The organism is Vreelandella glaciei (assembly GCF_013415125.1).
Classification (GTDB): Bacteria; Pseudomonadota; Gammaproteobacteria; order Pseudomonadales; family Halomonadaceae; genus Vreelandella; species Vreelandella glaciei.
The window spans coordinates 57,833-71,684 of sequence record NZ_JACCDE010000012.1 but is presented as its reverse complement, the minus strand read 5'-3'; the positions used below and the strand labels follow the sequence as shown (position 1 = coordinate 71,684).

The window sequence follows — 13,852 nt, the reverse complement described above, 5'->3', positions numbered from 1 at the left end:
AACAGGCCGGGCTTATGAACCAACAATTTCGTCAGGATGCCATTGTCGAGCTAGTTCGTCAGCACGGCTACATGAGTATCGAACAGCTCACCGACCACTTTGCGGTGACACCGCAGACCATTCGGCGGGATTTGAATACCCTAGCTGATGAAGGCCGTGTGCGCCGTGTGCATGGCGGTGTAGGCATCGAATCCAGTACGGTGAATACCGCCTACAGTACGCGCAAGACGCTTCACCTGGAAGAGAAGGAGCGCATTGCCCGCTGCTTGGCGCAACACATACCCAACCACTCATCGCTGTTCATCAACATCGGTACCAGCAATGAAGTGATTGCCCACGCGTTGCTGGAGCATCAGGGTCTAGAGATCATTACTAACAACCTGAATGTGGCGGCCATTCTTCAGCATAAAGAGGATTTTACCGTGATCATCGCCGGGGGGCAGGTGCGCTCTCGCGATGGCGGTATTATCGGCGAAGCCACCATCGACTTTATCAATCAGTTCAAGGTGGATTACGGCATCATCGGCATCAGTGGCATCGATGAGGATGGCTCACTGCTGGAATTTGACTACCAGGAAGTACGTGTCGCCCAAGCGATTATTGCCAATTCGCGGCGCATCTACCTGGCGGCAGACTACTCCAAATTTCACCGTAACCCGGTGGTGCGGCAGGGCAATCTGGAGCAGTTGGATGCGCTCTTCACCGATCGCAAACCGCCGGAAGCGATCCAGCGCTTGCTGACCCAGCACGATGTAGCGCTGTATATCGCCTAGCCTGGCCGACTTTGTCGCAGTTTCATCCTTGAGCATTTCGAGCGGCTGGAGTAGCCTTAAAACATAATAAAGCGAAAGCAAGTCAACAAAATCGAAAGACAATACAACAAAGCGAACTCGATATGTCCTCTTATATACTCGCCATTGATCAGGGTACCACCAGCTCGCGCGCTATTCTCTTTGACCGCGAAGGTCAGGTGGCGGCCGTCGCTCAGCAGGAATTCACCCAGCACTTCCCTCACGACGGCTGGATCGAGCACAACCCAGAAGATATCTGGGAAACGGTGGTGGCCACCTGCCGAGAAGTGATGGCCAGGGCCGAGATTACGCCAGACCAGATTGCCGGTATCGGCATTACCAACCAGCGTGAAACCACCATCCTGTGGGAACGAAAAACCGGCAAGCCGCTCTATAATGCCATTGTCTGGCAGGATCGCCGCACTTCGGATTTGTGCCAATCGCTGCGGGATAAAGGGCATACCGAGATCGTTCAAGCCAAGACTGGCCTGCTGATCGACCCCTATTTCTCGGCGACCAAGCTTGCCTGGCTGCTGGAGAATGTCGAGAGCGCACGTGAGCGCGCCGAACGGGGGGAACTGGCCTTCGGCACCGTCGACAGCTTTCTAATCTGGCGGTTGACCGGCGGCCAGCAGCACGTCACCGATGCTACCAACGCGTCTCGCACCGCGCTGTTCAATATCCATACCCAGGAGTGGGACGACGAGCTACTGGCACTATTCGATATACCCGCCAATTTACTGCCCGAAGTGAAAGATTCCAGCGATGATTTCGGTACTACCGAGGCGCACTGGCTAGGCGCACCGCTTCCCATCGCAGGGGTAGCCGGGGACCAGCAGGCTGCGTTGGTCGGGCAGGCGTGCTTTCAGCCGGGGATGGGCAAGAGTACCTACGGTACCGGCTGCTTTATGATTGTGAACACCGGTGAGACGCCCTCGCTTTCGCGTAATCGTTTGTTGACCACGATTGGCTACCGGCTTAACGGTAAGCCGACCTATGCGATGGAAGGCAGTATTTTCGTGGCCGGGGCGACGGTGCAGTGGTTGCGCGATGGTCTGAATCTGTTTGCCGATGCATCAGAAACCGAAGCACTGGCCCAGAAGACCCGCAGTGGGCATAGCGTTTATCTGGTGCCAGCTTTTACCGGTTTAGGGGCACCGCACTGGGACCCAAAAGCACGTGGCGCGATTTTTGGTTTAACCCGCGATACCGGTATTGCTGAAATAGTCGCCGCGGGGCTCCAGGCGGTGTGCTACCAAACTCGTGACCTGCAGCACTGCATGAATGACGATATGGAGGCGCCGCCGGGCAATTTACGGGTTGACGGCGGCATGGTGAAAAACAGTTGGGTGATGCAATTTCTTGCCGATATGCTGGGTGTGCAGGTGGATCGCCCCACCATATTGGAAACCACCGCGCTGGGGGCTGCTTATTTAGCGGGTCTGCGCCTGGGCTGGTATCAAACTCTGGAAGAGATCGAACAGCTGTGGCGTTGTGAGAAGAGCTTTAGGCCCACCATGGAAGAAGCCACACGTGAGCAGCTTTACCAGGGTTGGTTGGATGCAGTGTCGAGAGTCCGCTCTACGCCTTAGATAATGACCTGAATTCAACTAATAAGGGCAGCACCCCTACTTAAGCACACTATCTATTCACTCTTTCGATTCTTTATAATGCGGCGGCCAATTAAGCCATTGGCCGCCTTTTTTCGCTTTTAGCGCCCCTCATGAAAGTCTTTAACACCATTAACGCTTATTGAGCGTTTATGTAGTCGAGTTACAACCATGCCTGCGGCCAATGACGCATTGTGAGCTTTCCTGTTGTAGCCCATAGTGAGGTCATGGATCAGGAAGGTGACTCGTTATCCCGAATCACTGAACTAATCCCTGCTACAGAACGATAGCGCTTCAGTATTACCCTAGCGCTAAAGGGCGAAGGTCTTGTAACGCTTGTGACCGTTTCGCAGTTACCGAACTGGGCACTTATCCGGCCCAGCATGAGTAGCAACGTCACCATACGTCGTTAATTAAGATGGCTGCTTTTAAACCGATTGGCGGTTAGGCAGCGGATGACCATACCATGAGGTAGTAATAATGAACTGCATTGAACTGAGCCAACAAGCCAATAGCATCGCCAGCTCCTTCAGCAAGCAAGATCTCGCCAGGTTGGTTGTGGCGCTGAAGGGTAATCGTGAGTCACTGCAACATGCGGTTGAGGTTATCGACACGGTGGATAGTCGTTCAGGCTGCACACTGGAAGAGGCCTGGGATGAAGTGCTCGCGGGAGACTCTCAACTTCGTATTGAAGATGAAGAGTAAAATAAACCAATTGCTTAAATAACCATTAGCCCCCCTTGTTGATATAAGGGGGGCTTTTTAGTTTTATAGACAATTAAGCATTGGCCATGGGTGTAAAAGGCAGTGATGTGTCCCGGTGTTGTTCGAAGTAACTGTTAAAACGCTCTTCCGCGTCGTCGCCAAATAATACCCGACAGGCTTCTTTCAGACCGTTTGAATGGCGCAACTGCTCATGGGGCACAACCAGCGAAACCTTGGCCCGTCGGCGTAGAAAGTCTTCAAGCTGGGTGATCATCTCGTGGTCACGGGCATGCTCAATCTCACAGCGGATATACTCGGTGCCCTCAATTAGAATTTCACCCTGGGCAGGATCCTGGCGGATTTTTTCCAACATCTGAATAGCCTGGTCGGCATAACGCCGCCAGAGCCGTGTGGAGAGCAGCTCAGATGAGGTCTGGGCGGTCATGGCATCCAGGTTCATGCGCTTGGCCTGATCCATAAACTGCTGCTTGACGGGGTTGGGTGGTTCGCCGTACCAGTGGAATTTAGGGTCTGTGAGGGTAACGCCCAACTGGCTGATCTCTTCGGCAATTTCATCACCCACATTCAAGCAATCGGTCAGCTTGCCGCCAAAGATACTGATATGCGCGCTTTCGGCATTGGTGTCGACTACATGCTTGCGCGATAGCTGCAGAAAGTCTCGATCGTTGCCTTGATCATCTTTGATCGCTAATGGCCGTACGCCGCAGCGGGTAGAGATAATGTCGTCCTGGCTCAATGGCTTGGCCAGGGTCAGGCGCTTGTTGATATTTTCCAGCACAAAGGCGATATCGTCAGCGGTGACTTCCACCTCAGGATGCTCCATATGGGTATCGGTAGTCCCGATGCAGGTACGGTTACCCATGGGAATGACAAAAAACAATCGGCCATCGTCAGCAAAAAACGCCAGCACCCGCTGGGAATCCGTTAATTGCGGAACGATGAGGTGAATGCCTTTGGAGTAGAGGTGGTGGTGAGTGGTTTTTTGGCCGGTCAGCTCATTATGCTGATCCACCCACGGGCCGGCCGCATTGATGAGTACCTTGGCGCGTATATCGAAAGTGCTGCCATCCATCACATTGCGTGCCTTGGTCACCCACAGGCCATCCTGGCTCTCGGCGCCGAGTGATTCGACGTAGTTGGCGGCAATCGCACCGTAGTTAAGCGCTTGGCGAACAAAGTTGAAGACAAATCGAGCGTCGTTATCGTGCAGGTAGGCGTCAGAATACTCAAAACCGCCAACGGCCCCCCCAATGTCGATGATTGGCTCTTCCTGCTTGATTTTATTCGGTGAGAGCAGGCGCGGCAGTTTGGTAAAGCCGTTGCCCATCAGCCAGTAAAGCCAGGTGCCCGCCCACAGGTAGCGTGGAGAGTGGCGGAAACCTTTTGAAATAGTGGTCAGGAAACGGATCTCCTGCACCGTGGAAGGGTAACTTTTTATCAGGTGATTGCGGCTTTTGCACAGTTTGCGAACCAGGGCAAAATCCTTGCTTTCCATGTATTTAATGCCTCCCCACACTAAGTTTGAGGAGTGCATGCTGGTGCTGCCAGCGAAGTCGCCGCGGTCAATCAATGCAACTTTTGCGCCTTTGCCAGCCAGTGCTGCTGCGGTGGCAGCGCCATTGATGCCGCCGCCGATAATCAGCGCATCAAAGGTCTCGTTAGGTAGCTTCTCAATGTTTCTATTTCGCAGTTTCATAGCGGATCCAATTAACCAATCAATAGCCCGGTTGCAGTGGGTGTTCTCTCTTTTGCTCTGGCATACCGCCAATGAAACCCTTGGCAGGGCGGGCGACTGCCCGCCCTGCAAGCTTTGACGCGTAGTTTTTCCTAAACTCAACTGATATTAAGCTTAGTTACTCTTGGCGCGTACCGGCGGCCATCCAGGCTTCCATCATTTCATCGTAAGGAACGGTGGTGCCTTGCGGCATTTCGTTATCCAGCTTGGCTTTCGGGGCGCCTTCCTGATCCAGCCAGACCTGTGGATCCTGCTCTTCGTTAAGTACAGGTGCGTAGCTGTCGAAGACGTTAGCGCGGGCCAAACGGTTCATGGTGCTGTCCAGGTCTGCCGCTAGCTTGTCGAGACCTTCCTGGGGTGTGACTTCACCACTCATGACCGGTGCAAGGTTCTGCCACCACAGCGGTGCCATGCGCGGATAGTCAGGTACGTTGGTACCGGTAGGCGTCCAGTTCGACTCGTTGGGGCTGCGGTAAAACTCAACTAAGCCGCCCAGCTTCGGCGCCATCTCGGTCATCTGCTCAGAGAAGATGTCAGACTCACGAATCGGCGTTAAACCGTGCATGAGTTTTTCCAGCGAGGTAGTTTTCGCCACAGTGAACTGGGCAAATAGCCAAGCGGCGGTGCGGCGGTCTTCCGGTGTTGAGTCGAAGAACGTCCATGCGCCCACGTCCTGGTAGCCAACTTTCATACCTTCTTCCCAGTAAGGGCCGGTGGGGGAAGGAGCCATGCGCCACAGCGGATTACCTTCATCATCGGTCACGGCAACCGAGGGGTCGGTCATGTCAGCTGTGAACGCGGTGTACCAGAAGATTTGCTGGGCAATATGGCCTTGCGCGGGCACGGGGCCTGCTTCACCAAAGGTCATGCCCTGCGCTTCTTCAGGTGCGTAGTCGCGTAGCCAATCGACGGCTTTCTGCATCGCAAACACGGAGGCCGGCGAGTTGGTAGCACCGCCACGGCTAACGCTGGCGCCTACCGGCTGGCTATCTTCATTGACGCGGATACCCCAGTCATCCACTGGGTTACCGAAGGGAACCCCTTGGCTGCCCATGCCCGCCATGGAGAGCCAGGAGTCGTGGAAACGCCAACCTAGTGACGGATCACGACGACCGTAATCCATGTGACCGTAAATCTTGGTGCCGTCTATCTCACCCACGTCCTCGGTGAAGAACTTGGCGATATCTTCGTAAGCGGTCCAGTTGGTCGGTACGCCGAGCTCGTAGCCGTAGATTTCCTTAAACTGGGCCATCAGGTCGGGGTCGGTGAACCAGTCATGGCGGAACCAGTAGAGGTTGGCGAACTGCTGGGTCGGGAGCTGGTAGATGCTGCCATCTGGGCCGGTACCATATTGCAGGCCGATGAAGTCATCCAGGTCCAGCGTGGGCAGGGTGTAGTCGGCCCACTCGTTCTCCATCGCTTCAGAGAGGTTGATGGTGGTGCCATAGCGGATATGCGTGCCAATGGAGTCGGTATCATTGACGAAGCCGTCATAGATGCTGTTGCCCGACTGCATCTGGTTCTGCATGGTATCTACGACATCGCCTTCACCAATGATGTTGTGGGTCAGATTGATACCGGTCAGCTCACTAAAGGCTTCCGCTAACACTTCGCTTTCATAAACGTGAGTAGTGAGGCCTTCCGCCACGGTTTGAATGTCCATGTCACGGAAAGGCTCGGCAGCCTTGGCAAACCACATCAGTTCTTCGATCTGCTCTTCACGGCTTAGCGTAGAGTTCTGGAAGTGCTCATCGACCAAGCGTTCAGCAATGGCGCGGGCATCCTCTTCCTGCGCTGACAGCGTACCCGATGCCAGCAGCAAGCTGGCGGCGAGGGTTGTCAGTTTGAACTTAGTCCGTTTGGATTTATTGTCGTGCTTTTGCATGGTGACCTCGTTTTGTTGTGTTCTTCCTTGATGGCTTGGCCGTCCTTGATACCGAATAAACGCTGAATTGCTTTTTCAACAACTTGTTAAGGGCTATCTCAAGAAGCTGTCTCAAGGGCTAGCCCCAGCGCATTAAAACCAGTAGCCATACGGCTGATACTGCTAGTGCAATCCAAATAGATAGTGAGGTGAAACCGATCACTCCCAGGTGGATAAAGGCCGCCGAGAGCAGGCCGATAAATAGCCGGTCTCCGCGAGTGGTGGCAATGGGTAAAAACCCTTTGCGCTCTATGGTGGGCGACAAAATCTCCCAGATTGTCATCCCCGCCAACATGGCAGCGATCGATGAAAAGAATATGGCGGTGGGTACTGTCCATACCATCCAAGACATAGCGAGATCTCCTCAGGTACGGCCCAGGGCAAAGCCCTTGGCAATATGGTTACGGACGAAATAGACCACCAGAATGCCGGGAATAATGGTCAGTACACCGGCGGCGGCCAGGGTGCCCCAGTCAATTCCCGATGCTGTCGAGGTGCGCGTCATGATCATGCCGATGGGCTGGGCGTCGGTGGCGGTCAATGTCCGGGCCAGCAGCAGTTCTACCCAAGAGAACATGAACAGGAAGAACAGCGTGACGCCAATGCCGGAGCGGATCATGGGGATAAAGATCTTGACGAAAAAGCGTGGAAAGCTATAGCCGTCGATATAAGCGGTTTCGTCGATCTCTTTAGGCACGCTGCTCATAAAGCCTTCCAAAATCCAGATGGCCAGCGGGATGTTGAACAGGCAGTGAGCCAGCGCGACAGCAATATGGGTGTCGAACAGACCAACTGAGTAGTAGAGCTGGAAGTAGGGCAGCAGGAAGACGGCGGGGGGAGCCATCAAGTTGGTCAGCAGCCAGAAGAACAGGTGCTTGTCGCCAATAAAGGTGTAGCGGCTAAAGGCGTAGGCGGCGGGTAGCGCGACGCAGATGGTGATGAGCATATTCATCGCCACATAGAGCATCGAGTTGACGTAGCCCATGTACCAGCTTGAATTGGTGAAGATGCCGATGTAGTTATCAAAGGTAAGGTTTTGGGGCCACAGTGTCATGGAGCCCAGAATTTCGCTGTTGGTCTGCAGCGACATGTTGATTAGCCAATAAATGGGCAGGATCATCAGCGCCAGATAAAGGCCAAGCAGGATACGCGAGCGCCAGTGCGCGCGGGCAGTGCGGTTCCGCCGCTTGGCCGGTGAAACCTTGCTAAAAATGCTGTTGTACTTTTCACCGCGCTGGGTGTTTTCGAGTTGATAGCTCATGTTAGGCACCTCCATGCGGCGATTTGTCTTTCTGCATATTCATAATGGTGGTGTAGAACACCCAGCTCACCAGCAGAATGACCAGGAAATAGATCAGCGAGAACGCTGCAGAAGGTCCTAAATCCTGTTGGCCGACCGCCATCGTGGTTAGCGATTGGCTTAAGAAGGTGGTGGCGCTGCCCGGCCCGCCGCCTGTCAGTACAAAGGGTTCGGCGTAGATCATAAAGGAGTGCATAAAGCGCAGCAGCACAGCGATTACCAGCACGTTGGTTAGCTTGGGTAGCTGGATATAGCGGAACACGGCCCATTTTGAGGCACGGTCAATACGCGCTGCCTGATAATAGGCTTCGGGAATCGAACGTAGGCCGCTATAGCACAGCATGGCCACCAGCGGGGTCCAGTGCCATACGTCCATCAGAATGATCGTTACCCAGGCGTCGCCGGCATTGCGGGTGATGTTGTATTCGACGCCTAACTCGCGCAGGCCCCAACCCATCAAGCCAATATCGCCACGAGTAAATATTTGCCAAATACTGCCCACCACGTTCCAAGGAATCAGTAGCGGCAAGGTGATCAGGATCAGCACTGCCGAGGCTTGCCAACCGCGTTTGGGCATAATCAGCGCGATGCCAATCCCAAGGGGGATCTGAATGGCAAGAATAATCAGCGAAAATGAAATCTGGCGCAGAAACGCTGCTTGCAGCGCGTCATCGTTGAGCATGCTTTTAAACCACTCGGTGCCGGTGAAGAAGCTCGCATTCGGACCAAGCACGTCTTGCACCGAGTAGTTGACCACGGTCATCAATGGAATGATGGCGGAGAACGCCACCAGCAACAGCATGGGTAACACCAGTAGCCAGGCTCTGTTATTGGGTACTTTGTTATTCATGGCCAGCCTCCACCAGATATTCATCGATATATAGCGCCACATGGGCAGCATCGAAGTGCGCAAACGCCGCTTCACTCACTGGTGAGTGTCCTTCAGGCAGGCGGGCTTTAAAGGTTTGCTCGTTGAGCTTGAAAGTCAGCAGGGAGTAGGTGCCCAGGTCTTGCACGCTAATTACTTGAATCGGCACGCTGTTGGCTGAAGAGCTTGAGGAAATCGCAATAAACTCAGGGCGAATACCTAGCTTGATATTGGCTGAGCTAGCGTTGGCGACGGCGTGCTTCATGTGCTCGCTAACCGGTAGCGGCTGTGCGCCGAACATCACTTGTCCGTCACGGTGTTCCACGGCCATAAAGTTCATGCCGGGGCTACCAATAAAGTAACCCACAAAGGTATGTGCGGGGTGCTCGAACAGCTCTCTCGGCGTACCGAATTGCACCACCTGACCCTCATACATCACGGCAATTTTATCCGCGAAGGTCGAGGCCTCGAGCTGATCGTGGGTCACGTAGATCATGGTGATGTTAAAGCGCTCGTGAATCTCTTTGAGCTTGCGGCGCAGTTTCCACTTTAGCTGCGGGTCGATCACGGTGAGCGGTTCATCAAACAGGATGGCCGTGACGTCGTCACGTACCAGTCCACGGCCCATGGAAACTTTCTGCTTCTCGTCGGCGGTTAGGTTCTTGGCTTTACGATCCAACAGTGGCGTCAACTCAAGAATGTCGGCGACTTCGAGTACCTTGGGTTTTACCCGGTACTCGGGGGTATTCATATTGCGCAGGGGAAAGGCGAGATTGTCGAACACCGTCATGGTGTCGTAGATCACGGGGAACTGAAAAACCTGGGCAATATTGCGCTCTTCAGGGGGTAGCTCATTGACTCGCTGGCCGTCGAAAAGCACGTCGCCCTCTGAAGGTTCAAGCAGGCCCGAAATAATATTGAGTAGCGTCGATTTACCGCAGCCCGATGGGCCCAGCAGCGCATAGGCGCCACCCTGGTGCCAGACGTGATCCATCTGCCGGATGGCGTAATCCGCCGCGCCCTTGGGCGTTTTTTCGTAGGAGTGCGCCAAGCCTTTTAGTGTGATCTCAGCCATGGGCAGCTCCTCCCTGACGCGCAGGAATATGGACCGTGTGGCCCTGCTTGTCGAAGGCGTAAAGTTGATGGGTGGGGAAGTAGACTTTCAGGGGTTCATTAACACTAAACTGGTGAATGCCCGCTAGGTGCAGCACTAAGGGGAAACGTTCGTGGTGAACATGTAGGAAGGTTTCTGAGCCGCTGATTTCCGCTACATCCACATGGACGTCCAGCGCCAGGTCATCGGCGCGTTGTGGCTGCAGGGTGAGGTGCGAAGCGCGGACACCAAAGTCGTAATCACCCGGTTCAAGGCGCTTTAGCTTGTCGTCACAGGGAAAGTGTAACGTTTGGTCAAAAGTGATTTCGCTGTCGGTCAATTGGCCGGGGACGATATTGATCGGGGGTTCAGAGAACATTTCTGCGCTAAAGCGACCATTCGGTTCGCGATAGACCTGCTCGGTAGGGCCGTATTGAAGAAGCTTACCCTCATGCAGCACCGCTGTGTTACCGCCCAGCGCTAACGCTTCATTGGGTTCGGTGGTGGCATACACCGCAATGCAGTTACGCGCTTTGAACAGATCGCGCAATTCATCGCGTAGCTCTTCACGCAGTTTATAATCCAGGTTGACCAGCGGCTCATCAAACAGAATTAACTCAGCATCCTTCACCAGTGCCCGGCCCATGGCGGTACGCTGCTGTTGGCCGCCGGAGAGTTCCTGTGGGTAGCGTTTGAGCAGGTGTTCGATATGCAGCATTTCAGCAATTTCGCCAACCCGCTTGTCAATTTCGCTTTTAGGCTGTTTGGCCAGCTTAAGCGGTGAGGCAATGTTGTCGTAAACAGTCAGGCTGGGGTAGTTGATAAACTGCTGGTACACCATGGAGACATTGCGTTTTCGCACGGAAACATTCGTTACATCTTTGCCGTCCATGATGATTTTGCCCCGGGTGGGCGGTTCAAGCCCTGCCATTAGGCGCATCAGCGTGGTTTTCCCGGCGAGCGTTCGCCCAAGCAGCACGTTGAAGGAGCCTGGCTCAAGGGCTAGATCAACGCCACTGATATGCGGCACACCGTTAACGATGTGATCGATATTTTGCAAATGTAAGGACATGCCGATCTCGCTAGCGTCATTGTTATTGGAAATAGCGGTTGGAGAGTGCTATTTAAATGCGACTTGTTAGGGCTAATCGCTTTCGTTTACGAAAGGCTAGTTGATCGTTTGCGAACTTGCAACGCGTTTTTGATCCATCGGACTACGCATTTAGGCGTAGAAAGTGAACACAAAAAAGCCGACTCCTGCATGCCAGGAGTCGGCTTTCTTTACAGGTAATGCTTTGAAAAAGAGGTATTACTTAACGTTTTCCTCGGCCTGCTTAGGCGCTGGCGCAGGTGTTTCGTTGTGATCGATCAGCGTGGACTTATTCTTGGCAAAGGCATCGTAGGCGAAATCGTCCACGGTCAGCATTTCCAGAACTTCGGCCTCAAAGGTGCGCATGAACTCCGCATCCTCGGCACTGATCAGGCCTTTTTCCAGGCCAGCCTCAACGCGTGCTTCAGGGTGCAGTGCTGTTTGCGGTAGCTCGCCTTTGGCATAGGCTTTGTTCACCGTGCGGTAAAGCGCCTCAGCGCGATCGTAATCGATCAGCAGGGCGTTGTAGCGCGCCAGCGGGTTACGCTGTTCACCGTCATCCGTGTCCCATGTGTTTTCCAATAGCTTGGTACGTAGGGCACTGTGAGTGGATACACGCCTGGCAATGTCGCGAGCCAAGTCATCGTGAGGTTTATTCCAGCGGCGGCCGGTCGGCATCACCACAGCATTAAGCGTTTTGCCTAGCGCGCGGTTAGGTAGATTGTCGAAAATCTCCACAAACGCCTGTTCGGCACGCTGCAGCAGGAAACGACAGCTGTAATGCAGTAGTGCTTCTTCACCTTCTACTTTACTGCCCGCTTGCCACTGCTTGAGCACCATGGAGGTCAGGTAAAGGTTAGACAGTACATCCCCCAGCCGAGCGGAGATCATTTCGCGTTTCTTGAGCGCTGAGCCCAGGCTTGCCATGGCGGCGTCGGCGCACAGGCCAAAGCCAGCGGAGAGACGGGCAATATCCTGAGCATAGGCCGCTGCCGGGCCATCAAAGGGGACGCTGGCTTTACCGATGCCAAAGCCGAGGGTAAAGGCCCGCGCGGAGTTACCAAAGATCAAGCCTGCATGACCAAAGAAGGCTTTATCGAATGCCTGCATGTCATTGGCGTCTTTTGCGGCCAATTCATCAAGCACGTAAGGGTGGCAGCGAATAGCGCCCTGACCAAAGATCATCAGGTTGCGGGTCATGATATTGGCGCCTTCCACGGTGATGGCGACCGGGTTGGCGCTATAGCCGATACCGAGGTAGTTACGAGGGCCAAGGGTCACCGCCTTGCCGCCGTGTACGTCCATGGCATCGCTAAGCAGCACACGCTGGAACTCGGTCAACTGGCTTTTCAGGATGGCCGAGGGCACCGCAGGCTTTTCGCCATGGTCGATCATGTTGGCAGTTTGATACACGGTGGCCTGGGAGATATAGGCCAATGCCGCCATGCGGGCAAGAGGCTCTTGTACCCCTTCCATTTCGGCCACCGGCACGTTGAACTGGCGACGTACGCGGGTGAAGCCGCCGCTCCAGCCTAGGGCGTAGCGTGCGGTGCCGGTCGCGCCTGAGGGCAGTGTGATGCAGCGACCAATAGACAGGCACTCCACCAGCATCCGCCAGCCTTGGCCGATCATGTCCGGGCCACCAATAATGGTATCCAGCGGTACAAAGACATCTTTACCGATAATCGGGCCGTTCATAAACGGGCTGCCGATGGGGTGGTGACGACGACCGATTTCCATGCCATCGGTATCGCGGGGAATTAACGCCAGCGTAATGCCGCGATCTTCTTCGTCACCGAGCAGCTTTTCCGGGTCAAACAGACGGAAGGCAAGACCAACGACTGTGGCGATGGGCGCCAGCGTGATCCAGCGTTTTTCAAAGTTAAGACGCAGGCCAAGCACTTCTTCACCATTGATAGTCTGTTTGCAGACTACGCCAGTATCAGGCAGCGAGGTGGCATCGGAACCCGCACGGGGGCCGGTGAGGCCAAAGCAGGGGATTTCACGGCCATCGGACAAGCGCGGCAGGTAGTGGTCTTTCTGGTCTTGGGAACCGTATTTAAGCAGCAACTCGCCAGGGCCGAGGGAATTGGGCACACCTACGGTGACCATCAGGGTTTCGTTGGCAGAGAGCTTCTGCAGCACCATGGACTGCGCTTTGGCCGAGAAGCCAAGGCCGCCGTACTCCTTCGGAATAATCATGCCGAAGAAGCCCTCTTTTTTCAGGTAGTCCCACAGCTGCTGGGGCAGGTCGGCGCGCTCTTGGGCGATATCCCAGGCGTTGCACATACCCGCGGCTTTGGCGCACTGATTATCCAGAAAGGCTTGCTCATCGTTGCGCAGGCCATCATCTTTGAAGGCGAGCAGCTTTTCCCACTGGGGTTTGCCCGAAAATAGCTCACCGTCCCAAGAGACGCTGCCCGCTTCCAGGGCCGTACGCTCGGTGGCGGACACTTTGGGGGCGACTTTCTTAAAGGTGGCGAATAGGCGTGGAGTAAGCCACTTGCGACGCAGCGCGGGCAGGCCTGCCACGGCTACTGCCGCAGCGCCAAGAAGCAGCAGGCCACCAATGATTTCCGCGTCAAACAGTAGGCCAACAAGGCCTAATACGCCAAGTACAGCTAGCGCCGCGGGGGCGCCTGCTTCGCGACGCATGACCACGAGCAAGCCGACAATGGCGAGCACGATCAGAAGTAGGGTGAGCATAGGTTATCT

The 13,852-nt window shown here is 54.7% G+C and carries 11 protein-coding genes; 3 read left to right on the top strand and 8 right to left on the bottom strand.

The genetic code is table 11. From position 1 onward, the window contains the following. Positions 1-14 precede the first annotated feature (14 nt). From HZS80_RS09825 to HZS80_RS09815, 3 genes are all read left to right on the top strand, one after another. Positions 15-773, top strand: coding sequence for a DeoR/GlpR family transcriptional regulator (locus HZS80_RS09825; protein ID WP_035563623.1), 759 nt, complete (start codon positions 15-17; stop codon positions 771-773). A gap of 122 nt (positions 774-895) precedes the next feature. After that, on the top strand, positions 896-2,383 hold the full coding sequence (glpK, locus tag HZS80_RS09820; RefSeq protein WP_179915961.1) for a glycerol kinase GlpK: 1,488 nt from the start codon (positions 896-898) through the stop codon (positions 2,381-2,383). Positions 2,384-2,881: 498 nt separating this feature from the next. Then, a complete protein-coding gene (locus HZS80_RS09815; RefSeq protein WP_008956668.1) occupies positions 2,882-3,106 on the top strand; it encodes a hypothetical protein in 225 nt (74 codons plus the stop codon). A 73-nt stretch (positions 3,107-3,179) separates the two neighbouring features. Here the strand turns inward: HZS80_RS09815 and HZS80_RS09810 are convergent, their stop codons facing one another. The 8 genes from HZS80_RS09810 to HZS80_RS09775 all read right to left on the bottom strand — a co-directional run bounded on the left by HZS80_RS09810 (position 3,180) and on the right by HZS80_RS09775 (position 13,843). Then, the gene (locus tag HZS80_RS09810; protein ID WP_179915960.1) at positions 3,180-4,823 is read right to left on the bottom strand and encodes a glycerol-3-phosphate dehydrogenase/oxidase; all 1,644 of its coding nucleotides are present in this window, start codon (positions 4,821-4,823) and stop codon (positions 3,180-3,182) included. 157 nt (positions 4,824-4,980) lie between these two features. Next, the gene (locus tag HZS80_RS09805) at positions 4,981-6,747 is read right to left on the bottom strand and encodes an ABC transporter substrate-binding protein (RefSeq protein WP_179915959.1); all 1,767 of its coding nucleotides are present in this window, start codon (positions 6,745-6,747) and stop codon (positions 4,981-4,983) included. Between the two features lie 118 nt (positions 6,748-6,865). Further along, positions 6,866-7,138 carry a DUF2160 domain-containing protein gene (locus HZS80_RS09800; RefSeq protein WP_035563634.1) on the bottom strand — a complete coding sequence of 91 codons (273 nt, stop codon included), beginning with the start codon at positions 7,136-7,138 and terminating at the stop codon, positions 6,866-6,868. A gap of 12 nt (positions 7,139-7,150) precedes the next feature. Then, positions 7,151-8,047 (bottom strand): carbohydrate ABC transporter permease, encoded by an 897-nt coding sequence (locus HZS80_RS09795; protein ID WP_035563637.1) that lies wholly within the window; start codon positions 8,045-8,047, stop codon positions 7,151-7,153. Position 8,048: 1 nt separating this feature from the next. Beyond that, entirely contained in the window at positions 8,049-8,936 is an 888-nt protein-coding gene (locus HZS80_RS09790; RefSeq protein ID WP_179915958.1) for a carbohydrate ABC transporter permease, read from the bottom strand. Continuing rightward, positions 8,929-10,029 carry an ABC transporter ATP-binding protein gene (locus HZS80_RS09785; RefSeq protein ID WP_179915957.1) on the bottom strand — a complete coding sequence of 367 codons (1,101 nt, stop codon included), beginning with the start codon at positions 10,027-10,029 and terminating at the stop codon, positions 8,929-8,931. The genes HZS80_RS09790 and HZS80_RS09785 overlap by 8 nt, the downstream gene beginning before the upstream one ends. Further along, a complete protein-coding gene (locus tag HZS80_RS09780) occupies positions 10,022-11,119 on the bottom strand; it encodes an ABC transporter ATP-binding protein (protein WP_035563647.1) in 1,098 nt (365 codons plus the stop codon). The genes HZS80_RS09785 and HZS80_RS09780 overlap by 8 nt, the downstream gene beginning before the upstream one ends. Before the next feature lie 237 nt (positions 11,120-11,356). After that, on the bottom strand, positions 11,357-13,843 hold the full coding sequence (locus tag HZS80_RS09775) for an acyl-CoA dehydrogenase (RefSeq protein WP_179915956.1): 2,487 nt from the start codon (positions 13,841-13,843) through the stop codon (positions 11,357-11,359). Positions 13,844-13,852: the final 9 nt, after the last annotated feature.

Coding starts and splice junctions, on each gene's coding strand:
- HZS80_RS09785 (WP_179915957.1), bottom strand. CDS start 10,029: ATGGCTGAGATCACACTAAAAGGCTTGGCGCACTCCTACGAAAAAACG.
- HZS80_RS09780 (WP_035563647.1), bottom strand. CDS start 11,119: ATGTCCTTACATTTGCAAAATATCGATCACATCGTTAACGGTGTGCCG.
- HZS80_RS09790 (WP_179915958.1), bottom strand. CDS start 8,936: ATGAATAACAAAGTACCCAATAACAGAGCCTGGCTACTGGTGTTACCC.
- HZS80_RS09810 (WP_179915960.1), bottom strand. CDS start 4,823: ATGAAACTGCGAAATAGAAACATTGAGAAGCTACCTAACGAGACCTTT.
- HZS80_RS09825 (WP_035563623.1), top strand. CDS start 15: ATGAACCAACAATTTCGTCAGGATGCCATTGTCGAGCTAGTTCGTCAG.
- glpK (WP_179915961.1), top strand. CDS start 896: ATGTCCTCTTATATACTCGCCATTGATCAGGGTACCACCAGCTCGCGC.
- HZS80_RS09805 (WP_179915959.1), bottom strand. CDS start 6,747: ATGCAAAAGCACGACAATAAATCCAAACGGACTAAGTTCAAACTGACA.
- HZS80_RS09815 (WP_008956668.1), top strand. CDS start 2,882: ATGAACTGCATTGAACTGAGCCAACAAGCCAATAGCATCGCCAGCTCC.
- HZS80_RS09795 (WP_035563637.1), bottom strand. CDS start 8,047: ATGAGCTATCAACTCGAAAACACCCAGCGCGGTGAAAAGTACAACAGC.
- HZS80_RS09800 (WP_035563634.1), bottom strand. CDS start 7,138: ATGTCTTGGATGGTATGGACAGTACCCACCGCCATATTCTTTTCATCG.
- HZS80_RS09775 (WP_179915956.1), bottom strand. CDS start 13,843: ATGCTCACCCTACTTCTGATCGTGCTCGCCATTGTCGGCTTGCTCGTG.